Below are 26,022 nucleotides of genomic sequence, written 5' to 3' on the forward strand. Positions count from 1 at the left end.
CTTTCTCTTTTTACCTCAATAATTAGTTTCCTTCGATTATTTGCTTTCCATAGCTAGCAAGAAGATGATCCGGCTGGATTTCTAGAGCCTTATCAAACATTTCCTTGGCTTTCTCCGACTCTTCTTTAAACCCATATGCAACTCCTAAATTATAGTAAGCATCAGCATGAGCAGCATCTAATGAAATACAGGATTGAAATTGTGTAATTGCTTCATCGATATATTCACTTTGTGCTAAACAAAGACCTAATTGGAAATAAGCCTCAGCATCTTGATTATTTAATTCAACAGCACGTTGAAAATAAGGTATCGCAAGCTTCGCCTTTTCTAAGCCTACATATGTTAACCCTAGCATAAAGAAATTATCACTAGATTCTAATCCCTTTGCTAGTGCTTGTTCAAACATTGTTTTAGCGGATTCTAAATCCTCTTTCTCATAATAAACCGCACCTGCACTATAATAAGCTGCAGCAGTAGTATCATCTATTTCTATCGCTTTTTGATAAAAAGATAGTGCTCTTGTCTCGTCACCTAAAGCCGAAAGGACATTTCCAAAGTTAACGTAGGAAACAGCGTTTTTTGGATTTTTCTCTATTTCATCCATAAAAAATTTTGCTGCTTCTTCCCATTTTCCTTCTTGCATATATTGTATTCCTAATTGACTATTATCCATCTTTAAACACTCCATTTCTTATTGGTAGTATAGCATATTTTCAAATGAAAAATGGTGTAACCTATAGGACAAAAAGAAACTAGCACATCATCCTATTGCAGGAATATTGCTAGCTATTTTTTCCATATCGCAAAAAAATGCCGACCAACTAATTGTTAGTCGACAGACTGTTCAGCATTAACCTACATATGTTAATCTTTCATTATCTCGGAACACCTTATCAATCGTTCCACCGCCTAAGCATTCTTCTCCTTGATAGAATACAACTGCTTGTCCTGGTGTAACGGCACGAATTGGTTCATGGAAAATTACTTTTACCGTATTTTTATCCATAACCTCTACCGTAACTTTATTGTCTGGCTGGCGGTAGCGGAATTTAGCTGTACATTCAAAAGATGTACCAATTCTGTCCTTCGATACCCAGCTAATATTTGTTGCAATAATGCTGTCAGAATAAAGTAATTCATGATGGAATCCTTGTCCAACATATAGGACATTCCGTTGTAAATCCTTGCCAATTACAAACCAAGGATCACCACTTCCACCAATACCTAAACCATGTCTTTGCCCAATTGTATAATACATAAGTCCATCATGGCGGCCCACTATTTCTCCATCCATTGTTTCCATATTTCCTTTTTGAGCAGGAAGATATCCGCTTAAGAATTCTTTGAAATTACGTTCTCCTATAAAGCAAATACCTGTACTGTCTTTTTTCGTAGCAGTTGCAAGATTTGCTTTAGCAGCAAGCTCGCGAACCTTTGATTTTTCCATTCCACCAATAGGAAACATTACTTTGCTTAATTGTTCTTCTGTTAATTGATTTAAAAAGTAGGTTTGGTCTTTATTATCATCTTTCCCTCTAAGCATGCGCACTTGTCCATCTTCTCTAACAACTTGTGCATAATGGCCTGTTGCTAAATAATCTGCACCAAGACTCATCGCATGCTCTAAGAAAGCTTTAAACTTAATTTCTTTATTACACATGACATCAGGATTAGGGGTTCTACCTGCTTTATACTCATCTAGGAAATAAGTAAAAACTTTATCCCAGTACTGTTTTTCAAAGTTTACTGCATAATAAGGAATCCCTAATTGATTGCAGACACGGATAACATCTTCATAATCCTCTGTAGCTGTACAGACACCAAATTCATCTGTATCATCCCAATTTTTCATGAAAATTCCAATCACATCATATCCTTGTTCTTTTAAAAGAAGTGCTGCAACAGACGAGTCAACTCCTCCGGACATGCCTACTACAACACGTGTATCTTTCGGTGCTTTTACCATTTCTATTTCCCCTTTAGCCCTTCCCTTTTCATGGAAGGGAAGGTTAATTATTTTGTCAGACGGTTAATTATTTTAACTAACTCCTGACCGACCTTTTCTATTTGTTGTTCTGTATTATTTAATCCAAAGCTAAATCGAATAGAATTTTTCGTTCTTTCTGATTCTTTACCAAACATACTCACTAAAACATGGGATGGTTCAATTGATCCAGCTGTACATGCAGAACCACTAGAAGCAGCAATACCAGCTAAGTCTAGATTAACTAACATCGCTTCTACATTTGTACCAGGAAAGCTTAAGTTTAAAACATGTGGCAGGGTATTATCAACTAATCCGTTTTGTTCAAATGAAATATTATGATCTTTTAACATTTCAATCAATATTTCCTTATACTTTTTATATTGCTCTCTCTTCTGTACCCTATTCTGCTCAGCAATTTCTACTGCCAGTTGAAAACCAGCTACAGAAGGTACATTTTCTGTTCCAGCTCTTCTTTTTTTCTCTTGCTCTCCTCCAAAAAATCGGGGATTAAGCTTTATACCGTTTCTTACATACAAAAACCCTATTCCTTTAGGTCCGTTAATCTTATGAGAAGATACAGATAAAAGGTCGATATTCTGTTCTTTTACATCAATATCTTCTAAACCATAGGCTTGTACAGCATCTGTATGAAATGCAGCAGGGTGATCTTTTAACATTAAACCAATTTCCTTGATTGGCTGAACGGATCCTACCTCATTATTGCCATACATAATGGTAACGAGAATGGTATCTTCTCTTAATGCCGTTTTAAATTCCTCTAAATCAATTACTCCATTTTCGTTTACAGAAAGATAAGTAATCTCAAAGCCTTTTTTCTCTAATTCCTGGCAGGCATGCAATACAGCATGATGCTCGATTTCTGTCGTAATAATATGTTTTCCTGCTGTTTCTTTGCTCTCAGCAATTCCAAAGATTGCATAATTATCAGCCTCTGTGCCACCACTTGTAAAAATAATTTCATTTTCAAGTGCACCAATGCTAGAAGCAATTACTGCTCTTGCATTATCTAAGATATTTCGCGCCTGTCTTCCATAGGCGTGAATACTAGAGGGATTTCCAAATTGGTCTTTCATGATTTCATACATTCTGTCTATTACTTTTGGATGCATGGGTGAAGTCGCCGCATGATCCACATAAATATGTTCCAAGTTATTCACCTACATTTTTATTTATCATTTTATATATAAAACATATAACCGTCTGTACTGCCGTCTTCTTTATGATTAGCTAGATCTTCGATTGTTGTAGAATCCAGAACATCCTTTACCGCATCTCTGATTTTCATCCATAATGCTTTTTTTGCTGGTTCTTCATCTTCGATTCCTTCTACTGGACTAATAGGTCCTTCTAAAATGCGGATAATGTCTCCAGCTGTAATTTTATTTGGATCATCTCCTAAAACATAACCACCATATGCTCCGCGAATACTCCTTACATAACCAGCGTTTCGCAATGGTGCAACTAATTGCTCCAGGTAATGTTCCGAGAGATTATTTGTTTGTGCTATGGATTTTAAGGAAATCGGTCCGTCTCCATGCTTCTTTGCTAATTCCATCATAATGGTTAATCCATATCTTCCTTTAGTTGATATCTTCATTATTTTGCCTCCCGCTCCATTTTCTGTTGTTGAATGTTTTTCCCTGTTCTCACGTTTCGATTTAATATATAGGTCGTCCATTTCGTACACTGTGGGATACTCCACCCGGCAATTCTCCCTATTAAGATTGCATAAATAATGGTTCCCCATGATACTGGTCCACCTAATATCCATCCAATTATCAAAACGATAGCTTCCATTAATAACCTAGTTTTCGCGATGCTTCCACCAAATTTTTCTGATAAGACAATCATTAAGCTATCCCTTGGACCAGCCCCAAGTTTAGCAGAAATATAGATTCCCATTCCATATCCCATAATGAGTAATCCTATTAAAAACATCATCCATCTTTCAATCAGTATAGAGGGGGTATTCATAAAAGGAAGAAGTAAAAAGAAATCTATAAACATTCCTACTAGTACCATATTTAAAAATGCCCCAAAAGGTGGAATCCTTTTAGAAAGTATTGCTGCAATTAATAATATAAAAAAGCCAACTATAATTGACCAGCTACCAATAGTTAAACCAAATTGAATATGCAATCCAATATTTAAAATATCCCAAGGGGCAGAACCTAGATTCGCTTGTATAACTAAAACAATACCTAATGACATGATTAAAAGCCCTAAAATAAAAATGACAAGTCGTTCAACTGGTTTATCTTGGCTTAAGAAGGATTTCATTTGTTGCCCCTTTTAATTTCCCTATATTATGTGTGTTTTTCTGTATAATTGCCATTAAGCATTATAGCATAATTACGGTTGAATTGTTGATATAGAATAGCTTTTGTATATTCTATATCCAGTATAATTATTTTATATCCTATCTATTCAATAGGATATCATATTTTTTCGGTTCACATAATAATAGTGGATTTATTGTATTTATTTAATTTGTTTTCCTAGTAAAAAATCTATTATGAAAAAGAAGGGATTTCTTCTTTGGCCAAAGAAGAAATCCCTCCTGATTATTGATTCTCTTCCATTTATTGATTCTCTTCCATTAATCTAAACGCTGATAATGTCATGATTTTTATCCCATGCAGCAAGCTATTTAATTGAAAATGCATGTCAGGATGATGGAGACCAGGCTGCAGATCTGTTCCTAAGCCAATCATTGTCGTTTGAAGATGGTCATTTGCTTTTGCGTAATAATGAAAATCCTCGCCACCAGGTGTCACTGGTGGTTTAACTAACCCTTCCTCACCAAGTATATCTTTAATGCTCCTAGCCACTATTCCCTCCATCCATTTATTGGGATTGGCAGCAGGCATTTCTGATAATAATTCTAATTCTACTTTTGCTCCATTCACTTCTCCCGCTAATCTTATTTGGCTTTCTAGTTTAGCAATAAGCTCCTCCATTGCTTCATTTGTTTGTGCACGAACATCAATCCCAAACTCCCCATAATCGGGAATAATATTAAAATTCTTCCCTCCAGCCTGCGCAAATGTTAATTTCGCCGATGCCGGAATAACTGGATTTAATGGGAGAGAATGAATCGCTAAATTAATTGCCGTTAAGCTATCAATCACATTTATTCCTAAATGAGGTCTAGCTGCATGTGCCTGCATGCCATATATTTTCCCTTTAAAGCTTGCTGCTGCCCCATGATATATAGCGGGAGAGCATTCGCCAAATCTCATTTCTTGTATTGGTCGCACATGTAGCCCTAATAAATAATCTACATCGTCTAAAAGTCCTTTATTGATGAAAGAAATCGCACCGCCACCAGTCTCTTCTGCTGGCTGAAAAAGACATTTAATCCTCCCCTTTGGTACCACTCCTAATGCCTTTAAACATTTTATTGTAAAAAGTAAAATAGTCGTATGTGCATCATGACCACAGGAATGATTTGCATTCCATTCCCCGTTTACTTGCTGCCATAATGCATCCATATCTGCACGAAGCCCTATAACGGGTCCATTTCCAGCTCCAAAAGAACCTACTATACCTGTCTGATCGTCAAATACTTCATAGGAAATAGATAACTTTTCTAGTTCTTCCTTTATAAAATTAGTGGTTTCAATTTCTTCCCAGCTTATTTCAGCGTTATTATGAAGATAGTGATACATTTCAAGTATACTTTCCCTTTGATGGTCCACCCAATGGTCTATTTCCTCTCGCATTTTCCCCCTCCTATATTCATCTTCAAATTTATTTTCCATTTATTCATTTCATTAGTGACGATGATTCTTCGTTAAGCAATAAGGTTATACAGAGCTAACAATATAATAGTTCACTAAATTATTAGTCGTTTGAAAAGCCTCAAGCCTAAACCCCTTGTCAAACAGGTGCTTAAATGCATCTCTTAATTGGAAACGCCACTTTTCTGCTATTACAAAGTCTCTTTCTTTTATCTTATGTATATCTTTCGGAACAGGAATCTTGTAGTAATCAACTTGATTAAAATTAATTTCTAATGAGAGTGGGCTAGGCATATCTTCAACCATTTCCCAAGAAATGCAGCTTTGAATTTGCTCTTCTGCTGGAATACAATCAACAGAACTTTTTTTAAGATCCCATTCTAATAAAAACCTGTCAGATGGCAACCCACCATTTAATTCATCATTCATTATTCCGTAATGATTAGGATAATAGGTTTTCACTATCCCTCCTAGTTTCGCAATATTAAGATAGGCATTACGTGATTCTAAAGGGTCAAAAGTCCACATTATTTTTTTGTAGCCTTGCTTTAACGCTATTTCTTTTTGCTTTACTTTCATTTTATAACCTAATCCACCGTCTCTATGTTCCTCCTGAACGGCCATCATATGCGAAACTAGATATACCTCATTTTGACAAAATCCAGGAAAACCATAACAAAAGCCAACTAATTCTTCCTTAATAAAAGCTCCAATAAGGATTCCTCCGTTATGAAGCGATGCGATTAAAAATGGATAAGGTGTTGTATTCCTCTTGTTCCAAATTACATCTTGAAATTCTACAACCTTTTCTATTTCTTTTTTATCGGTAACTTCTCTTATCAGATAGGGATTCAACTAAATTCCCCCCCATACCTTATACTGATTTATTTTCATAAACTTTAGTCGTTAACAAGTATTTATTAATGACTTCCTTATTCAACTCAAAACCAATACCATCACCTGCCGGAACATCAATTTTCCCAAGACTAGACAAAGTAACCTCTGGAAGAATAATATCCTCATGCCAATAGCGATTAGATGCAGACGTATCTCCTGCAATCGTGAAGGAAGGAAGCGTTGTAATAGCAATATTATGCGCTCTTCCGATTCCTCCTTCCAGCATCCCGCCACACCATACTGGAATGCTATGCTTTTCACATAAATCATGAATTTTCTTCGCTTCCGTTAATCCACCAACACGACCAATTTTAATGTTAATGATTTTACAGCTTCCTAATTCAATGGCTTTACGCGCATCCTCTACAGAATGAATGCTTTCATCTAAACATATAGGGGTTGCAAGCTCACTCTGTAATATCGAATGATCAATAATATCATCATATGCTAATGGCTGTTCAATCATCATTAATTTGAGGGGATCCATTTCTTTAATTCGCTCAATATCGGCTAACGTATAGGCAGAGTTAGCATCAGCCATTAAAGGAATATCAAAGCCAAATGTTTCTCTTATTTTCGTTAATGGTTCCAGATCATATCCAGGTTTAATTTTCACTTTGATTTTTTTGTAGCCTTCTGATAAAAATCGATCCACTTTTGCTAGAAGCTTATCTGTTGTTTTTTCGATTCCAATGCTTACTCCAACATCAATGGAGGTTTGTACTCCCCCAAGCGCCTTTGAAAGGGAAATGCCCTTTTTCTTACTATATAAATCCCACACAGCACCTTCTAACGCTGCTTTCGCCATATTATTTCGTCTAATGGGAGCAAACCGCTTGCTAACATCATCTGGATGGTTAATTTCTTCTTTTAACAATAGTGGAATTAAAAATGCATTTAGCATATAAGCAACCGTTCCAGTCGTTTCTTCACTATAGGTTGGGTCTGGTAAAGCAACAGACTCCCCATACCCAATGTGCTCTCCACTATAGATTTTAATAATGAGAAAATCCTTCTCCAAAAGCTTCCCAAAGCTTGTCTCAAAGGGACTCACCAATGGCATTTTTACATGTTGAACTTCTATCTTATCGATTTGCACCTTTTCACATCCTTACACTGTCTTTCTTCTATTTTAATAGTTATTTGAATTTTGTGTATACTTTTATTTAAAAAATCGAAATATGTTAGAAAACATTTCAAACCTAATATACTATACAGTAAGACAAAGTAGCTGGGACAAAAGTATTTCAGCAAAAAAACCAAACAATCACACAGTCGTATGATTATTTGGCAATTTTATTAATAACATACTTTCCGGGAGTTACTCCCTCATACTGCTTAAATATCCTTATAAAGGTATTAACATTTTTACATCCTACCATTTCTCCAACTTCTGAAACCATATATTTTCCAGATTTCAGTAAATCCTTTGATTTTTCTACTTTTAACTGATTTACATAATTTTTAAAAGAGGATTTCAAATGATCTTTAATTAACTTGCTAACATATGATTCACTTAATTGAAAATAATTTGCTACTTCTCCTAACGACAAATCCTTTGTGTAATTATCTTGAATATAACGAATGACACTTTCAACTGTTGAAAGCTTAATAGAGTGTTTTTCACCTAGGAGAAGCATTAGTTCATCGAAAATATCTAAAAAGGCAGTCTTTAAAATCTCGATATCCGTACTATTCAAAAGAAAAAAGACATCTTTATTCTTTTGATAAAATTCGCCAAACGAAAGATTAAATTTATCCAGAATTCTTTTTAATGTGTTAACAAGAGCGTTTCTAAAATCATAAATATTATATATATCCATGCTCTCTTCTCTAAAATTTGTTTCTACAATTTCCTTGATTAATTTCTTAGCATTCTTCATATCTCTATTTTGTATTAAATTTATTAAGATACTTTCCGTTTCTACACTATATGAATATTCATTCTCAGAGAATAAAGGAACATTATTCGTACATAGACATTCTGTATCAATAAAAGAATATTTTTGATCTCTAAGCTTAAAGGAAGACTTAAATATCTCTGGTAAATCTTGTATGGAAGAAAAAACTTGAGAGAGGGTAAAAGTGATTTCTACTCCTATTTCTTTTTCGTTTCTTTTTATCACTCTATTTAAAATATCTAATACATTATGCTGATTCTTTTCTGCAAAAAACACACAAAAATATCGATGATCAATAGGAAATGAAATCAATTTGTGTTTAGTGTCTTTTTCATTAAATAATGCTAATACTTTTTTTCTTAACGTTAACATATTACCTTCTCTTAAATTTGATTCCACTTCTCGGCCTTCAATCGAAATAATGGCAAGCATTCCACCATTACGGAATGAATCTAACTGAAGAAGGTTTAGTCTTTTTTCTATAAACTGCTTATCATAATTTTCGTAAATGATATTCTTTAGAAAGTTTTCTTGTAAATCCGTTAATGAGCTTTCTTGGAAATGCACTAAACTTTGATTGATTTCATTTATGTCATGAATATTAGATAGAATATAATCTAATTCATTTTTTATGTAACCCTCCAAGCTATTCTTTTCCTCGCCACTTCTAATGTTTTTAATAATTTCTTCAATTGGTGAATAAGATTTTCTACTAAGAACAGTAGTTAGAATAAACCCTAATAGTAGTAAAAATAACAAAATGATTCCTATGCTCTTTATCGTTTGAACTGGTAGTCCAATTCCCTTATGTAGATTCGTTATATATAAGTAATTAATAGTTGGTATCGCATTCGAACGCTTTTGATAGGCATAATATTCATCTAAAGAACGATGAATGATTTGATTTTCATGCATATTTTTCACCGGCAAAAAGCTAGATAGTACATTTTCTCCATTATTAGTTGTTGATGCTAAAGTAAACTCATTTACTATTCCAAGAATACTATTATCATCTGGTAAAGCGGTCGGTAATAAGGCCTTCTTCTCCCATATAATAAAAAAATAAAGGTTTTGCTTTTTCTGATTATAATAGACTTTGTTAACAATGATTAATTTGTCCTTTGCATCATAACATTGTAAATCATTGTTTACTTGTGAATCCATAAAACCTTTTAGCTCTTCCAAATTATGATCCATATGAATAAATTTCATGTAGTCATTAAACAAAAAATATCCATCAGAACTTGTTATGTCTGTTCCAAAATCTTTTAAAACAGCAAGATTAAATCCTAATTGATCGTTGGAGAAATGATTTCCTGTTAACTCAGTGAACAATTTGCTATAAATATTGTAATTAAACTGATCCATTTCTAAAAAATCCGTTATAACCTCCTGCTGCGACAAAAGCCTGACAACATTTAATGAAACATCTAAACGATAGTCAATGATATTACTTTCCCTTTCAAGAAACATTTCATTTAATTTATCCATTTCCAGCCTATTTTGAGAATATTCCTGTGAGATTGTAACAAATAGAATAATTGAAGTATAAATAATGATAACAATGGAGAATGACAGAAAAATTTTCTTGAAAATCGTTTTCCGAAACATAATATCACCCTCTTTTTGCTATTATTTAATGGACTATAAATGCTAAACAAGGTTTTAGAAGAGGATTGCTAAAGCAAGCGGAATATGGACATTAATAGGTGGACAAAAATTTTTTCCACCTATTAACCTCTTTACAAGTATTTAAAAAGCTTACACAATGCGAATCGTTTTAATTTCATATGGATTTAATTCAAACGTAATTTCATTCTGTATATCTATAGGATGTGTCAAGTCTTTTTCCATCAAATTTGTTTCATTCCATTTTGTACAATGGAACAATGGCTTGAAGCTTAAATTGCGTTTACTACCAAGATGATCATGTACTCTTATAATCATCCCATTACCATCTTCAGCTAATTTTATCGCATCGATGTATACGCTTTCTTCCGGTTGTAGTGTAAATAGCCCCTTAAACCCTTTATTTCCTTTCACCACGGATAACGGCTGATTTATTGCCCAAGCTTCTTCAACGGTTCTTCCTTCTACGAAATCTCCCTTGTGCGGAAGAAGACTATACGTAAATTCATGATGTCCTATATCAGCTGTTGGATCTGGATATATTCCACCTTTTAATAAAGTAATCCTCATTGTTTGATCCTTAATATCATGACCATATTTACAATCATTTAATAAGCTTACTCCATATTCCCTTTGCGAGAAGTCCACCCACTGATGTGCAACTGTTTCAAATTTTGCCATATCCCAGCTTGTATTCCAATGTGTAGGTCGCTTGACATTACCATATTGAATATCATACGTTGCTTCCGTATTTCGAATGTTGACATCAAACCCTGCTTTGAGTAATTGTTCTCTTTCTTTCCAATCAACCATTGTAATAAAATCTATTCGACGTGAATTATTATAAACCTTCATATTTTGTATAATTCTAGAAGTACCAAACATATAAATAAATTCCACTGAGACATATAAACTATTGTTTTCCTTGACCTTAACTGAATCTGCAGCTAATTCGATAAATTTTTCTTGATAAAAAATATCAATATCCCATGCATTAAAGTTCATTGGTTTATCTTCAAATAATTGTAGTCTATTGCCTAAACCATTTTCTTTTAACACTTCTCTATTATATTTTTTATCATAGATGCTAACTAATTGTCCTTTTTCGTTCCATTTTATTGAGTAATCATCTGTATCGATACCATTTTCTATTTCTTTAGCCATATTTAATTTTATGCTATCCTTATCAGTTGCTTCAAACTGAATCAGACAATTTCCTAAAGGGGATATAGTAGGAGTCTGAATGATATATCCTTCATCATATGGAATGGCTTGTAACTCTTCACCTGAATCTGTTATAAATTTGCCTTTTTCTTTGACTTCAATTTTCACAACTTCTTTTCTTGCCCATCCAGCTGTGTTAAACACAGTCCATTGATTCGTTACGGAATCATCTAATCGGGATAAAAGTTGAATGGAATTTTCCATAGCTTCCCCTATTTCAACCTTATGATCTTGATAAACTTCTTTTATAGATGATCCAGGAATAATATCATGAAATTGATTACGCAGTAATACTTCCCATAAATCAAATATTTCTTTCTTTGGATATTCAATCCCTTCCGAGCTTTTAATGGTTGTATACAAAATTTCTAACTCTCTTAATGCTAGTTCCAATCTGCGATTCATTTTTTTTACAAAGGCTTGAGATGTATATGTTCCTCGATGATATTCTAAATACAATTCACCATCCCATGTATGCACATAATTTTCTGTGGAGTCTATGGTTTCATGAAGCTGTTTAAAAAATTCATCAGCGCGACCAGTTTTAACATGAGGAAGACCAGGTATGTTATCCATTCTCCGACGATTTTCTAACATATCTCTCGTAACTCCACCGCCTCCATCTCCATATCCATAGGAAATAAGTAATTGTTTATTCATATCTTTATTACGATAAGCTTTATAACTCCCTAAAACCGTTTCAGGTTCCAATTGTCCATTATACGTATAGAACCAGCGGGACGCCCATTGATTATTAACTAAATCTCTTTCTGGTTCAGGTGTAGTAATAAAATGAGTTAACACCTCCGATCCGTCTATTCCACGCCATACAAAAGTATCATGTGGCATTCGATTATACTGATTCCAGCTTATTTTAGTTGTCATAAATGTATCTATTCCACTCTTTTTTAAAATCTGTGGCAATGCCCATGAATAGCCGAAAACATCTGGCAGCCATAAATACTGGACATCTTTATTGAATTCCTCTTTTATAAATAAAGTTCCGTGAAGTATTTGCCGTGTTAATGATTCCCCTGATGGTATATTACAATCGGCTTCAAGCCACATAGCACCATCCACTTCCCAACGACCTTCTACTATTCTATTCTTTATTTGTTCATAAATCTCAGGATAATCTTCTTTTATAAATTTGTAGAGTTGGGGTTGTGTTTGTAAGAATATATACTCTGGATATTGTTTCATTAACTGCAAAACAGTTGAAAAACTACGTGCTGCTTTCTCCCTTGTATGCTTTAACCTCCATAACCAAGCGACATCTATATGTGTATGTCCGATAGCCGTGATTGAAATTAAATCTCGTTTTTCTAAAGCATCAATTCCTTCTTGTAATGTATTATTGGCTAATTTTATGCTTTGATAAAAAGATGAACTCCCCGGATAGGACCAATCAATAAATTTCATAGCTTTTTCTAACAGAGGCAAAAGCTCGTAACGATCCGGGTTATCATCGTTCAATTGTTTAATTGTTTTCAACACACAATCAGCTGTAAAATATAAATCATCACAATCTTCATTTAAAATTGCATAATCCGCTGTCTTAAATCTATGTGATTGAATTTGTTCTGGTCCTCCCCCTTCTAATCCAGACCATAATTTCAACGAAAGGGTAACTTCTTTACCATAGAATTCAGGGTCAATAAAAACCTCCTTATGATTCGAATCAACCCCTTGATATGGCTTACCATCTATAAAAAGTAATGATTCAAATCCAGAATTATAGCCTCCTCCTGTTCGACCAAAATCCAATAATAAAATTACTTTCCCATTTGATCTAGGAACTTCAAATGTTGTCTGAATCCATAAATAATAATCTCTTCCTTCCCATCTATCCCCTAAAGTAAAGTCTTCCCATTCAGCTGAAAGAATTGGAGGGTATTTCTCATGTTCATTTCTATTTTCTTTTGCTTTCCAACCACTTAAATTATTTTTTTCCATGTAACGAAAAGTACTTAATTCTTTAATTCTAGCATCTAGTTTTTCAATTGTGTAAAACATAGCACCCTACCCTTTCGTAGCTCCACCTAAGCTGAAGCCTTTTGACATAAAATTTTGTGAGATTGTATATAAAACTACTACTGGTAACGTATACATTACCGAAAATGCAGCTAACCTACCATAATTGACCATTCCGAAATTACCAAAAAACTGAAATATTGTTACAGATGCTGGCATTTTTTCAGGACTTTGAATAAGTATATATGGAACAAAGTAATTTCCCCAGCTTCCTGTAAAAGTAAAAATAGCAACTGTAAATATACCTGGAAGCATTAATGGAGCAACAATTTTTTTTATGCCTTGGAAAATAGAAGCTCCATCAACCCATGCTGATTCTTCTAAGTCTAAAGGAATGGAGTCCATAAAATTTTTCATCATCCAAATTCCATATGGTAAGGAGGAAGCAGTTAAAAAAAGCGTCATTGCAATTAAAGAATCCTGAAATTTCAAATAAAGGAATAGTTGAAAAACAGGCACAATTACTGCTGTCATCGGTAATGATGTCATAAACAAAATCGTCATCATAAAACTATTCTTATATTTTAAAGAGTATCTTGATAGTGGATAGGCAGCCAAAATACATAAAATCACTACTAACAATGCTTGTGAAGATGATATCCCTATTCCAATAAAAAAAGAACGTAGAATCGCAGTTTCGGATAGTATAGACTTAAAGTTATCTAACGTTATCCTTTCTGGCATTTTTAGAGCCTGTATTGCTCCTGTATCCACTGATGCGAAAATCATCCATAACAAAGGCAATAAAAACAGGACTGCCAAAATAGAGAGTATTAAATAATGAATGATCTTTTCGACTTTATATCCTTTTTGAACCAACTTCCATCACCTACACTTTCACTTTCAAGGTTTTCATATATATTAAGCTAGCAATTGCACCTAATAACAGCAGCACAAATGAAATGGCAGTTCCATATCCCAACTGATAGCTAACAAATGCCTGTTTATACATAAATACAGGAAGTGTAGCTGTACTAACACCTGGGCCGCCACCAGTCATTGTATAAATTAAAGCGAAAACACCAAGCGTTTGTAGAGTAACTAGCATCATATTCGTTGCAATAGTACCCTTTACCATCGGAATAGTAATATAACGAATAACCTGCCAGCGACTGGCACCATCCATAATTGCCGCCTCTTCAACATCTTTTGGGATATCATCTAAAGCTGCTTGAAACACCATCATTGAGAAGGCAGTTCCTCTCCACATATTGGCAATGACAACACTAACCATAGGGAAAGTAAACAGCCAAGCAATTGGTTCAATATGAAATAGACTTATGATCCAATTAGCAGTGCCTCCTTCTCCAAGAAAAGCCACCCAACAAAATGCTACAACAACCTCTGGAGTTACCCATGCAGCGATAATAATTAAACCTACAATTCTTCTGAAAGTTTTATTTTTCTCTTTCATTAAAAAAGCAATCAAAAATCCAAAAAAACACTGGCCTAAAACGGCAGAGAAAAAAACAAAAATAATTGTATTCCATACACTAGAACGGAAGTCTGGATCTTGAAACATCCGGGCAAAGTTTTCAAAACCAACAAATCTTAACTGACTCGCTTCTGCTCCAGTTAATGCTAAATTCGTAAAAGAAAAAAGTAATGTTAAAATCATTGGTCCTATAAAAAAAATTAATAATAAAAGCCACGTTGGAGCTAGAAAGATAGCTGCTTTAAAATGGTCCGACTTCCCTCTCCTTTTGGGCTTCCTTAATAATGAAGCTTCCAAACTCATCCCACCTTTAAAAAGTTTATCACCATGACAAAAGGTTATGACCCTACGAGGAATGGAAATAACCTATCTATTAAATTCCTTGTAAGGTCTCATCCATGATTGTCTAACCTTTTGTAAAGAATAAAACTTATTTAACTACGTTTTCTTCGCCAACAATCCTGATTACGTTAGTTGTATAATCCTTTGCTGCCTGTTTTGGAGTTTTACTTCCAGTTGCTACCGCCTCTACCATTGTTTGAATTTCTACTGAAACATTCGGATATTTATCATTGGCAGGACGAAAATGTGCATTCTTTAAAAATTCTGTTGCCTCCGAAATAAATGCTTGTTCTTTATATTCGGGAATCTCAGCAGAATCGTCTCGTACTGTTAAGTTTCCTTCTGAAACTGCACGTGCAGCCTGTTGCTCTTTTCCACCTAGAGCTTGGATAACCTTCCAAGATGCGTCAGGATTTTTAGCTTTTGCTGGAATTGCCCAAGTCCATCCGCCAGACATTGTAGTACTTCCAGGCTCTTGTCCATTTTGGGTAGGCATTGGAGCAAAACCAAAACGTTCTGTAACATTATCAATTGGCACAGCGCCACTTTCCGTATAATTCCCTGTATTCCAGAAGCCATCTAATATTATCCCAGCCTGGTCATTCGGGAACTTTTCCTGGAATAAAACAGAGCTGTAGTTACTATTAATAGCGACAGAAAGAGGTGGCCCTAATTTTTTTTGATTGTACACTTCATCAATAAATTGTAAGGAATCTTCAATTCCTTTTGTATTTACATGCCATTTTTTTGTTTCTGCATCAAATAATACATCTTCTGTACCATAAAGTAACATCTCAAATGTTTGCATCGATACTGATTCTCCATTTGCTTTAGCGACACCCATTGAAAGAGGAATTACATCTTTGGAAGAATCTTTTATTTTTTCTGCCGCTTCCATAATTTCATCCCAATTTTTAGGTTTCCACTCCTCTGGTAATCCTGCTTGTTTAAACACATTTTTGTTATACCACAGACCGCGGGAATCTGATGTTCCAGGGATAGCGTACAATTTTCCATCCTCTGCGATCGAACCAGATTTTAAGTTTTCCGTATAATGCTCCCATTGATCCCACTCACTTACATAATCATCAAGTGGTAGTAAATATCCTGCATTTGCATCAGAGTTTAGCATAAAGGTATCTTCTGCCACTACATCAGGTGCTGTATTTTCTGATTGCATCGATAAAGCAACTTTAGAAAAATAATCTCCCTCACTGGCTGTAATCGGAGATAGTATAATTTTTATGCCGGGATTTTCTTTTTCAAATTCTGGAATAAACGTATTTGTTAAATATTTTTTTAAATTATCATGTTCGCCTACATCTCTCCATGTAATTTTAATCTGTGTTTTTCCGTCGACTTTACCATCAACTGATTGTGAATCACTTCCACTAGAGCATCCTATTAATAAAAAAGGAATGCATAATAGAATAAAAAATACTTTTTTTAATGATTTCTCCACTTTTCAACCCCTCCATTTTTTAGATATTGATTAGTGGGATATTGATTCCCACCATAATGTAAGCACTTTCAATTTATGCTCTTATAGACTATTTTTCAATCTATAAAATAAAAGAAAGTCAATATTTTTCATAGATAGTTAAAAAAATGAGTATTTTAACAAAAAATATTGATTGTAAACATCCTATTTTCTAAGAAATGAAGGTGAGTCTCTACAATACCTTACCAGTAAAAAAATCTTCAATAAAAATAAGCCTGCATAATTGACTACTTTCCTCTTTCATAAGTGTCAATTATGCAGGCTCCATTATATTTAATCTATTCTTCCCTTATTATTTTTAAATCCTTTTAGCTTATCGTATATTGCCCCTAGCTTCTTCTCTTCTCCAGCTTCTGTGGGATGATAATACTGTGTTCCTTTTAGCTTTTCTGGCAAATATTCTTGATCGACCCATCCTCCAAATGTTCCAATTGGATGGTCGTGCGGATAAATATAACCAACATGTCCTAGCTTTTTGCTTCCTGCATAATGCCCATCTCTTAAATGCATTGGAATATCTCCAACTCTACCACTCTGGATATCTGCTATTGCTGCATCTAATGCCTTATAAGCAGCATTCGATTTAGAGGACAAGCACATTTCCACAACCGCTACAGATAAAGGAATTCTTGCTTCCGGGAGACCTAGTCTTTCACTCGCTGTGACTGCAGCCAATACATTATTACCGACAGACGTTTTTGCAAGTCCGATGTCTTCATAAGCAATAACGAGTAATCTTCTATTTACTGCCACTAAATCTCCTGTTTCAAGCAAATGAGCTAGATAATAAAGCGCTGCGTCAACATCGCTTCCACGTATGCTTTTTTGAAGACTAGATAATAGATTATAGAAATGCGAGCCTTTTTTATCGCCAAAAACGCCAACCTTTTCAATCATTTGTTCAATCATATCATCTTTAATAATGAAAGTTCCATCTTCTTTATCTGATGAATAGACAATTGACTCTAAAAGGGTTAATGATTTTCTTGCATCTCCATTTGTTCCTTTTGATATTCTTTTAATTTGCTCATCACTAATTTGGATAGAGAGATTCCCAAGTCCCTTTTCCTCTTTTAAGGCTCGATGCAATAACGCTTCAATATCATCATCTGTTAATCTTTTTAATTGCTTAATTTGACCACATCTGCTTCTAATCGCAGGGTTTACATCATGATAGGGGTTTTCTGTTGTTGCACCAATTAGAACAATGTCTCCTCTTTCCACATGGGGTAGCAAATAATCCTGTTGCGCCTTATTGAAGCGATGAATTTCATCTAAAAAGAGAATGACTTTTCCAGTCAATCTTGCTTCATCTACAACTGCTTCCACATCCTTTTTCCCAGAAGTGGTTGCATTTAATGCGATAAATGGAAGCTTTGTTGTACCAGCAATAGCAAACGCAATAGAGGTTTTGCCAATACCAGGCTCACCATACAATAACATCGATGGAACATGTCCATTATTAATCATTTTATATAAACTTGTTGTTTTTCCAATTATCTCTTTTTGACCAACTACTTCGTCCAAATTTGTTGGCCGCATTCGATATGCAAGTGGTTCCCCGTTCATTTATACACCTTCTTGTTTAACTTCTTTCATTTATTATATCGTAAAAGAAGGACAGAAGAAAAAAGAATGAAAGTCAAAAGGACCTTCATTCAAAAAATCATGCTGCCACATCTCTCTTCTTAAATACCCAAAAGGCTAGACCAAGGAACACAATAAAGTAAACGGATAGCATAATAATGGAGAAAGTCAACGTCATACCGCTTACCAATGGCGTTCCTTCAAAATACTGTGTCAAATCTGTATTAGCAAATAATAAAAATTTAGCCCAATCAAACCAATTGGCTAATAATACGGTTACTGTACTCCCCATAAACATTAAGAAAATGGAAATACCGATTGCAAGAGAACTGTTCCGAAAAACTGACGATATCATAAACGCCATCGTAGTAAGCATAAGGAGACTAATTGAATTTAGCCCATAAAAACTAATTAAATGAAGGAGCATGCTTTGTTCCTTCACTATCCCATTAGAGTAATGTAAATACGGATATACATCATCTGGAAGACCAAATAAAATAGCTCCTAGGATAAACGAAAAGACAAACACAACAAGTATGGATAACAAACCGAATAGCAATACCGTTAAATATTTGGATAGTAATATCTTCGTTCTGTTCAAAGGTCGGATAAGCAGAAGCTTTACTGTTCCCCAATTAAACTCATTTGCGACTATTCCAGCAGCTATAATAATCGTAAATAAACCGGCAATACTAATTAACTGAATACAATCAGAAACAAAATCCCATGCAGAATACTCTACATTTGTACTGAAATCATGCTTCATTCGATACTCATTTATCGTCATTTCCTTTGTATAATATTCTCTCGTTTCTGTTGAAAGATGCTCATCCTCAAGCATTTCCTGGTAGCGTTTATTTTCCAATTCAAGTCCATGCTTCCAGTTTTCATTATCTGGAACAGAAAATCCGCTAGATTGATATTTATTAAACGCTCCCAACAACAGTACTGCAATGATTAAAATTCCAATCATCACTAGTGTTGCTGGACGTTTCCATATTTTCATCCATTCATTTCTTATTAGCTGAATCATTTTCATCCCTCCCTTTGATTCGTTAATTCTAAGAATCGATCTTCTAATGTCTTTGAAACCTCTTTTATTCCAAAGATGCGTATATCTTGTAAAACAAGCGTTTTAATAATTTCTGGTATTTTCTCCTTCGTTACAGTTATTAGAAGTGCTTGTCCCCTTTTGACACATTGCAAATCAGGTGAAATTTCTTGTAAAAGACTTATTGCCTTGTCTAGTGGATTTAGCTCTATTTCAAACACTTGCTCGACAGCAACAAAGTCCTTGACTAATTGTACGTCAACTAGTCGGCCATCTTGAATTATACCAATTCGGTCACACATCATTTCCATTTCTGATAATAAGTGGCTTGAAACAATTACTGCCATATTTCTTTCTTTTGCTAACATTCTTAAATGATCCCTAATTTCTCGAATCCCGGCTGGGTCTAAACCATTTGTTGGTTCATCTAAAATCAATACCTTCGGATCATGCAAAAGGCTTTGAGCAAGACCTAATCGTTGTCTCATTCCGAGTGAATATGTACGTACTTTGTCATGGATTCGATCTGTTAATCCAACTAATTCAACAGTTTCCATTATTTTCTCTTTAGATATCCCCTTCATCATTCTTGCATAATGTAAAAGATTCTCATATCCACTTAAAAATTTATACATCTCGGGATTCTCTACAATTGCTCCTACATGCTTTATTGCTTTCTCAAATTGATCGCGGATACTCTCGTTACAAATATAAATATCTCCATCACTCATATTTATTAATCCAACAATCATACGTATTGTTGTCGTTTTACCCGCACCATTTGGCCCAAGAAAGCCAAATACTTCTCCCGCTTCTACCTGGAAACTTAAAGAATCAATTATTTTTCTACCCTTTATTACTTTAGAAATATTTTTTAATTCTACAATGGAAGACAATATCTCTACCTACCTTTCTTTATTGTATATTTTCTTCATCCACTCAATTATCTATTTTTTATTAGCCTTATTAATGAAAACTTGGAAACTAACTCATTGTATCAGTTTACTATTTGGATCACACTGATACAATAGGCTATGTTCATTGCTAATGGATAGTTTCCCTATTAAAACAAAAAGGATGACCTCAATTGTTTATGAGATCATCCTTTTTTAATTTAACTATAGCCAAAATAAAAGCTTATTTTTCATCCTTAACACGTGTAATTTTTATATCCGTTAAAAGCTCTTTAACAACATGACTCGCCATAATTAAACCAGCTACAGAAGGGACAAACGCATTTGATGAAGGCGGCATCTTTGCCTTACGAATCGGCGCGTTATCTTTCCCTACCACTTTACGTACATCTTCGCGAATGACAATAGGACTTTCATCCGAGAACACAACATTAATCCCTTTTCTAATCCCTTCTTTGCGAAGTCTTGTACGAATAACCTTCGCAATTGGATCTGTATGTGTTTTACTGATATCTGCAATTTGAAAACGAGTTGGATCCATTTTATTTGCAGCTCCCATACTTGAAATAATTGGGATATTTCTTTGTAAACATTCTTTCATTAAATGTATTTTATAAGAGATTGTATCGGAAGCATCCATTACAAAATCCAAGCCATATGCAAAAATTTCTTCATACGTTTCTTCTGTATAGAACATTTTCAGCGCAATTACTTCACAGTCTGGATTAATATCTGCAATACGCTCTTTCATGATTTCTACTTTAGGACGGCCAACAGTGGATAATAACGCTATTACCTGTCTATTCACATTTGTAATGTCAACATCGTCTTTATCAATTAAGATTAATCTACCTACCCCAGATCGGGCTAACGCCTCTGCAGCAAAGGAACCTACGCCTCCGATTCCTAAAACAGCTACAGTGCTGTTTTTCATCGTCTCTAACCCTTCTTTCCCAATCGCTAACTCATTTCTCGAAAATTGGTGTAACATCCGTTTTCAACTCCATTTAATTTTTCCTATAAGCTAATTATGTTTACATATTCCCTTACCGGGAACTTTCATTCAGAGAAAATAAACAATACTTATGAAAATATATCATAATTTTTTATCGACTACCACTCTTCATTTCCTTGTTTTCTTATAAGAATTGAAATATGAGCCAATAAGTATTGGACAATTAAAAAAGACAGTCAATACTTCTGTCATTTACAGTGCTGTTTTGAGTACCGATTTTATTGATTTGAATTAGGTGGTCGATAAAATCGGTACTCATTGGGATTAAGAGATTGGCTGCTAGATCAGCTTAAGCATCAGAACTAATAATAGACGGAAAAATTCCGCTTAATTAGTAATTAATATAAAAAAAGGCTGAAATAGACGGAAAGATTCCGCCTATTGGCTCCAAATCTTCAGAAATGGGTGGTTTTACTGTGTATAATCGGAAAAAATTCCCTTATTTACTCGAAAATAAGCTCTATTCTGCATGTAACCGGAAAAACTCCGCTAATTTTACTTTCGCGGTTCTTCGGTATAGTGTCATTATTCATTTACAAACTTTATAAAAGGGGGCAGCAAGTTTTTCTAAATAAATGCAAAAACTGTATGGAAGCAATGCCGCATAGTGGGACTTCAATGCGAGCCTTATTTTACAACAAAAGGGAGGACTGGTACTGGTTTTTAGGGTGATAGCAGCCATACAGTATCCATAGCTTGCGTGGTAAAATTGACGTAAAAAGCGAGTGGAATAAAGGAACAACTTTTTCGCTTTCCTTTCCGCTAGTAGACAACTATCTTTAAAGGAAAACGCAATGGTTCGCGCGATAATTTATCTATTCTCTTTAAATGGAGGATATTAAAAGGGCAGAAGAAAACTTTTTCGTGAACGTTTCTTCTGCCCTTTAATTATTATTTATCTAACTTTAAAGCTAAATGTAAATCTGTTAATTGATTTTCACTTACTTCACTTGGAGCATTTGTCATGAGACAGCTTGCACTAGCTGTTTTAGGGAATGCAATTGTATCACGAAGATTAGTGCGACCAGATAATAGCATAATTAAGCGATCTAATCCGATTGCAATGCCGCCATGTGGTGGTGTGCCATATTCAAATGCTTCTAATAAGAAACCGAATTGAGCATATGCCTCTTCCTTCGTAAATCCTAACAAACTAAACATTTTCTCTTGAATTTCTTTTTCAAATATACGTAAAGAGCCTCCACCTAGCTCATACCCATTTAACACAATATCATACGCTTGTGCTTTCACTGCCTTAGGATTCGTATCTAGTAATTCTAAATCTGCTCTTTGAGGCATTGTAAATGGATGATGCGCTGCATAAAAACGACCTTCTTCTTCGTCATATTCAAATAATGGCCAATCTGTAACCCAAAGGAAGTTAAATTTGCTTTGGTCAATTAAATCTAGCTCTTTCGCTAATTTTAAACGTAACGCACCTAATGCATCAGCGACAACATTCTTTTTATCAGCAACGAATAATAATAGGTCACCAGCTTCAATGGCTAAAGCTTGTTCTAATCCTTTTTGCTCTGCTTCTGAAATAAATTTAGAAATAGGTCCTTTTAAGCCATCTTCTTCCGCTTTTAGCCAAGCAAGACCTTTTGCTCCATATACTTTTACAAACTCTGTTAATGCATCAATATCTTTACGAGAATACTTACTGCCAGCATTTTTTACATTAATTGCCTTAACTTGGCCACCTGTTTCAACTGCTGAAGTAAATACCTTAAAGCTTGAGTCTTTAACAATTTCAGAAAGATCTACTAATTCCATTTCGAAACGAGTATCTGGTTTGTCAGATCCGTATCTACTCATCGCTTCATCATATGGCATTCTTGGCATCGGTAAAGTAACGTCTATTCCTTTTACTTCTTTCATGATTTTTGCCATCATTGCTTCCATCATGCTCATGATGTCCTCTTGGCTCATAAAGCTTGTTTCGATATCAAGCTGCGTAAATTCTGGTTGTCGATCTGCACGTAAGTCTTCATCACGGAAGCAACGAGCAATTTGATAATATCTTTCTACTCCACCAACCATTAGCAATTGTTTAAAAATTTGTGGAGATTGGGGAAGCGCGTAAAATTCACCAGGATGCACACGGCTTGGTACTAAATAATCTCTTGCCCCTTCAGGAGTACTTTTCGTTAAAATTGGTGTTTCGATATCTAAAAATCCTTCGCTATCAAGAAAATCTCGCATAACTTTTGTTACTTGATGACGCATCTTTAATGTTTCAAACATAACTGGTCTTCTAACATCTAAATAACGATACTTTAAGCGTACATCTTCTGTAACTTCAGACTGATCCGAAATAACAAAAGGAGGAGTTTTTGCCTCATTTATAATTGTAATTTCATCTACAATTATTTCAATTTTACCTGTTTTTATATTTTCATTTACGGTTCCTTCTTGACGCGCAACAACTTTTCCTTTTATATCTAGTACAAACTCATTACGTACTTTATCTGCTATTTCAATCGCTTCTTTATTAATCTCAGGATTGAATACTACTTGTACAATCCCTGTACGATCGCGTAAATCGATAAAAATAAGTCCACCCAGGTCACGTCTTTTTTGAACCCATCCTTTTAAAACAACACTTTCTCCAATCGCTTTTTCTGTTACTTCACCACAAAAATATGTTCTTCCAAACATGAAGTATCCTCCCTATAGTCAACATTCGTTTATATGCCAGTTTACCTCTTTAAAGTCCACTCAGACATTTCAATAATGATTATGTTTCTTTTTCGATTTCCTAACCATTTATTCTTCTAAATAATCTTAATCCAACTGAATGTCTTTAAAGTTGTTTAAAAAGCTTCAAAATCATTTAACGCACCCACAAGGTCCGTTAAATCAATTTCTTTTTGTACACCTGTTTCTAGCTGTTTTACGTTTATTTTATTATTTTGGAGTTCATCTTCTCCTAAAACAGCAACATATTTAGCGTGAAGACGGTCAGCTGCTTTAAATTGCGCTTTTACTTTTCGATCAAGATAATCTCTCTCCGCAGAGAAACCAGCCTGTCTTAATTCATTTAATAAGCCAACTGTGTAATCCTTCGCTTCTTCCCCTAATGAAACTAAGTAGCAATCTACTGTCTTTTCAATAGGTAGTTCTATCTTTTCAGCTTCAAGTGCTGCAAGTAGTCTTTCTAAACTCATCGCAAAGCCAATACCAGGAGCTTCTGGACCACCTAATTCTTCCGTTAAGCCATTGTATCTACCGCCACCACATAACGTAGTAATCGCCCCGAAGCCTTCTGCCTCACTCATTATTTCAAAAGCAGTATGATTGTAATAATCTAAACCTCTTACAAGGTTTGAATCTACCACATAAGGAATATTTAAAGCGGATAAGTATTTTTGCACTTTTTCAAAGTATACTTTTGATTCTTCATTTAAATAATCTAATATCGAAGGAGCAGATTGCATCAACGGATGATTATGGTCCTTTTTACAATCTAAGATTCTCATTGGATTTTTCTCTAATCTTGTTTGACAATCATGACAAAATTCTCCAATGCTCGGTTTGAAGTGGGCTATTAACGCTTCACGATGAGCTTGTCTACTTTCTTTATCGCCTAAGCTATTCACTACGACCTTTAATTTAGATAATCCCATTGTTTGATAAACAGAATAGGCTAGTCCAATTACTTCCGCATCAATGGCAGGATCTTTACTCCCTATTGCTTCCACACCAAATTGGACAAATTGACGAAAGCGTCCAGCTTGTGGTCTTTCATAGCGGAACATTTGACCTAAATAGAATAGCTTAATTGGCTGTGAAGCATATCCGTGCATTTTATTTTCTACAAATGAACGAACTACTGCAGCTGTACCCTCTGGTCTTAAAGTTAAGCTTCTTTTGCCTCGATCCTCGAATGTATACATTTCCTTTGTAACGATATCGGTTGTATCTCCAACACTACGTAGAAATAACTCTGTATGTTCAAAAATAGGTGTACGTATTTCGCTATATTGATATCGATCACAAAGCTCCTTTATTTTTTGTTCAATATATTGCCATTTTTCTACAGTCCCTGGCAATATATCTTGGGTTCCTCTTGGAATATTAATTTGCATATTTATGTATCCTCCCTAAATATTTAAAAGCCCCGACTTTCTTGTGCTTTATAGTAATAGTTTGTACAAAAAAAGTCTCGTCTCTTGCATCCATATCGAATACAAGGGACGAGACTTTTCCCGTGGTACCACCCTAATTGAAGGTTTAAAAAAAACCTTCCACTTTGCAGTTAACGCCTGCTCACGTTTCTACCTACTAATGAAGCAATATTTTCAGAAGAAAGCCTCCCTGAGTGTTCTTTCACTAAGTCATCATGTAGAAATGCTTGCAGCCTTATGGGCATTTCCTCTCTGTTCATGTGTCTCTTAGATACTTTTCTCGATCAATGGCTTTACTAGATTATTTATTATTATCTAATTAATAATAAATAGGAACGATTATATTGTCAATAGGATACGAATATGATTTCTCCGCTGTTTTATAATTTCCCTAATTGTTTCTTGAGTTTTTTTACTTCTCCTAACGAAAGACCAAATTCAGAAGCAAGCTCTACTGCATTTGAATTTCCTTCTCTTTCTATGAAATCGTGAAAATCTACGCCTAGTAATTTGGAATCAATTTCGCTAACTGATAAACTTTTTTCACCAAATCTCATGCATTTCACCCTTTTTTCTGTTATTTTTTTATAGTATTACCATGAGTAGCTAAA

The 26,022-nt window shown here is 34.6% G+C and carries 20 protein-coding genes and 1 other annotated feature; all 20 genes read right to left on the reverse strand.

Annotated features, from left to right (window positions below; all coding sequences use genetic code 11):
* Positions 1-22: 22 nt before the first annotated feature.
* The 20 genes from NYE52_RS14995 to NYE52_RS15090 all read right to left on the reverse strand — a co-directional run bounded on the left by NYE52_RS14995 (position 23) and on the right by NYE52_RS15090 (position 25,968).
* Positions 23-673: a tetratricopeptide repeat protein gene (locus tag NYE52_RS14995; RefSeq protein WP_341193811.1), complete on the reverse strand. Its 651-nt coding sequence runs from the start codon at positions 671-673 to the stop codon at positions 23-25.
* Positions 674-850: 177 nt separating this feature from the next.
* The gene (mnmA, locus tag NYE52_RS15000) at positions 851-1,966 is read right to left on the reverse strand and encodes a tRNA 2-thiouridine(34) synthase MnmA (protein ID WP_341193812.1); all 1,116 of its coding nucleotides are present in this window, start codon (positions 1,964-1,966) and stop codon (positions 851-853) included.
* Positions 1,967-2,013: 47 nt separating this feature from the next.
* Positions 2,014-3,156 carry a cysteine desulfurase family protein gene (locus tag NYE52_RS15005; protein ID WP_341193813.1) on the reverse strand — a complete coding sequence of 381 codons (1,143 nt, stop codon included), beginning with the start codon at positions 3,154-3,156 and terminating at the stop codon, positions 2,014-2,016.
* Positions 3,157-3,185: 29 nt separating this feature from the next.
* Positions 3,186-3,605 (reverse strand): cysteine metabolism transcriptional regulator CymR, encoded by a 420-nt coding sequence (cymR, locus tag NYE52_RS15010; protein WP_341193814.1) that lies wholly within the window; start codon positions 3,603-3,605, stop codon positions 3,186-3,188.
* Entirely contained in the window at positions 3,605-4,288 is a 684-nt protein-coding gene (locus tag NYE52_RS15015) for a YczE/YyaS/YitT family protein (RefSeq protein ID WP_341193815.1), read from the reverse strand. Before NYE52_RS15015 ends, cymR begins: the two co-directional genes overlap by 1 nt.
* 302 nt (positions 4,289-4,590) lie before the next feature.
* Positions 4,591-5,733 (reverse strand): M20 peptidase aminoacylase family protein, encoded by a 1,143-nt coding sequence (locus tag NYE52_RS15020; RefSeq protein WP_341193816.1) that lies wholly within the window; start codon positions 5,731-5,733, stop codon positions 4,591-4,593.
* 84 nt (positions 5,734-5,817) lie between these two features.
* Positions 5,818-6,606 (reverse strand): GNAT family N-acetyltransferase, encoded by a 789-nt coding sequence (locus tag NYE52_RS15025; RefSeq protein ID WP_341193817.1) that lies wholly within the window; start codon positions 6,604-6,606, stop codon positions 5,818-5,820.
* 19 nt (positions 6,607-6,625) lie between these two features.
* Positions 6,626-7,747: an o-succinylbenzoate synthase gene (gene menC / locus NYE52_RS15030; RefSeq protein WP_341193818.1), complete on the reverse strand. Its 1,122-nt coding sequence runs from the start codon at positions 7,745-7,747 to the stop codon at positions 6,626-6,628.
* 184 nt (positions 7,748-7,931) lie between these two features.
* A complete protein-coding gene (locus tag NYE52_RS15035) occupies positions 7,932-10,160 on the reverse strand; it encodes a helix-turn-helix transcriptional regulator (protein WP_341193819.1) in 2,229 nt (742 codons plus the stop codon).
* A 150-nt stretch (positions 10,161-10,310) separates the two neighbouring features.
* A complete protein-coding gene (locus NYE52_RS15040) occupies positions 10,311-13,418 on the reverse strand; it encodes an alpha-mannosidase (RefSeq protein WP_341193820.1) in 3,108 nt (1,035 codons plus the stop codon).
* 6 nt (positions 13,419-13,424) lie between these two features.
* Positions 13,425-14,255 (reverse strand): carbohydrate ABC transporter permease, encoded by an 831-nt coding sequence (locus NYE52_RS15045; RefSeq protein ID WP_341193821.1) that lies wholly within the window; start codon positions 14,253-14,255, stop codon positions 13,425-13,427.
* Positions 14,256-14,265: 10 nt separating this feature from the next.
* Positions 14,266-15,174, reverse strand: a complete 909-nt coding sequence (locus NYE52_RS15050) for a carbohydrate ABC transporter permease (RefSeq protein WP_341193822.1) — start codon at positions 15,172-15,174, stop codon at positions 14,266-14,268.
* 127 nt (positions 15,175-15,301) lie between these two features.
* On the reverse strand, positions 15,302-16,675 hold the full coding sequence (locus NYE52_RS15055; RefSeq protein ID WP_341193823.1) for an extracellular solute-binding protein: 1,374 nt from the start codon (positions 16,673-16,675) through the stop codon (positions 15,302-15,304).
* 312 nt (positions 16,676-16,987) lie between these two features.
* On the reverse strand, positions 16,988-18,283 hold the full coding sequence (locus NYE52_RS15060) for a replication-associated recombination protein A (RefSeq protein ID WP_341193824.1): 1,296 nt from the start codon (positions 18,281-18,283) through the stop codon (positions 16,988-16,990).
* Between the two features lie 97 nt (positions 18,284-18,380).
* Positions 18,381-19,334 (reverse strand): ABC transporter permease, encoded by a 954-nt coding sequence (locus tag NYE52_RS15065; protein WP_341193825.1) that lies wholly within the window; start codon positions 19,332-19,334, stop codon positions 18,381-18,383.
* A gap of 2 nt (positions 19,335-19,336) precedes the next feature.
* The gene (locus NYE52_RS15070) at positions 19,337-20,248 is read right to left on the reverse strand and encodes an ABC transporter ATP-binding protein (protein WP_341193826.1); all 912 of its coding nucleotides are present in this window, start codon (positions 20,246-20,248) and stop codon (positions 19,337-19,339) included.
* A 241-nt stretch (positions 20,249-20,489) separates the two neighbouring features.
* Positions 20,490-21,257 carry a tRNA threonylcarbamoyladenosine dehydratase gene (locus NYE52_RS15075; RefSeq protein WP_341193827.1) on the reverse strand — a complete coding sequence of 256 codons (768 nt, stop codon included), beginning with the start codon at positions 21,255-21,257 and terminating at the stop codon, positions 20,490-20,492.
* Positions 21,258-22,172: 915 nt separating this feature from the next.
* Positions 22,173-23,942 carry an aspartate--tRNA ligase gene (gene aspS / locus NYE52_RS15080; protein WP_341193828.1) on the reverse strand — a complete coding sequence of 590 codons (1,770 nt, stop codon included), beginning with the start codon at positions 23,940-23,942 and terminating at the stop codon, positions 22,173-22,175.
* 155 nt (positions 23,943-24,097) lie between these two features.
* A complete protein-coding gene (hisS, locus tag NYE52_RS15085; RefSeq protein ID WP_341193829.1) occupies positions 24,098-25,372 on the reverse strand; it encodes a histidine--tRNA ligase in 1,275 nt (424 codons plus the stop codon).
* Positions 25,373-25,473: 101 nt separating this feature from the next.
* Positions 25,474-25,708: a binding site (T-box leader), on the reverse strand.
* 83 nt (positions 25,709-25,791) lie between these two features.
* Entirely contained in the window at positions 25,792-25,968 is a 177-nt protein-coding gene (locus NYE52_RS15090; RefSeq protein WP_341193830.1) for a hypothetical protein, read from the reverse strand.
* Positions 25,969-26,022 lie beyond the last annotated feature (54 nt).

Origin of the sequence: Niallia sp. FSL W8-0635, assembly GCF_038007965.1 — a bacterium.
Classification (GTDB): Bacteria; Bacillota; Bacilli; order Bacillales; family Cytobacillaceae; genus Niallia.

Coding starts and splice junctions, on each gene's coding strand:
- NYE52_RS14995 (WP_341193811.1), bottom strand. CDS start 673: ATGGATAATAGTCAATTAGGAATACAATATATGCAAGAAGGAAAATGG.
- NYE52_RS15015 (WP_341193815.1), bottom strand. CDS start 4,288: ATGAAATCCTTCTTAAGCCAAGATAAACCAGTTGAACGACTTGTCATT.
- NYE52_RS15040 (WP_341193820.1), bottom strand. CDS start 13,418: ATGTTTTACACAATTGAAAAACTAGATGCTAGAATTAAAGAATTAAGT.
- hisS (WP_341193829.1), bottom strand. CDS start 25,372: ATGCAAATTAATATTCCAAGAGGAACCCAAGATATATTGCCAGGGACT.
- aspS (WP_341193828.1), bottom strand. CDS start 23,942: ATGTTTGGAAGAACATATTTTTGTGGTGAAGTAACAGAAAAAGCGATT.
- NYE52_RS15090 (WP_341193830.1), bottom strand. CDS start 25,968: ATGAGATTTGGTGAAAAAAGTTTATCAGTTAGCGAAATTGATTCCAAA.
- NYE52_RS15060 (WP_341193824.1), bottom strand. CDS start 18,283: ATGAACGGGGAACCACTTGCATATCGAATGCGGCCAACAAATTTGGAC.
- NYE52_RS15065 (WP_341193825.1), bottom strand. CDS start 19,334: ATGATTCAGCTAATAAGAAATGAATGGATGAAAATATGGAAACGTCCA.
- mnmA (WP_341193812.1), bottom strand. CDS start 1,966: ATGGTAAAAGCACCGAAAGATACACGTGTTGTAGTAGGCATGTCCGGA.
- NYE52_RS15035 (WP_341193819.1), bottom strand. CDS start 10,160: ATGTTTCGGAAAACGATTTTCAAGAAAATTTTTCTGTCATTCTCCATT.
- NYE52_RS15075 (WP_341193827.1), bottom strand. CDS start 21,257: ATGTTACACCAATTTTCGAGAAATGAGTTAGCGATTGGGAAAGAAGGG.
- NYE52_RS15020 (WP_341193816.1), bottom strand. CDS start 5,733: ATGCGAGAGGAAATAGACCATTGGGTGGACCATCAAAGGGAAAGTATA.
- NYE52_RS15050 (WP_341193822.1), bottom strand. CDS start 15,174: ATGAGTTTGGAAGCTTCATTATTAAGGAAGCCCAAAAGGAGAGGGAAG.
- cymR (WP_341193814.1), bottom strand. CDS start 3,605: ATGAAGATATCAACTAAAGGAAGATATGGATTAACCATTATGATGGAA.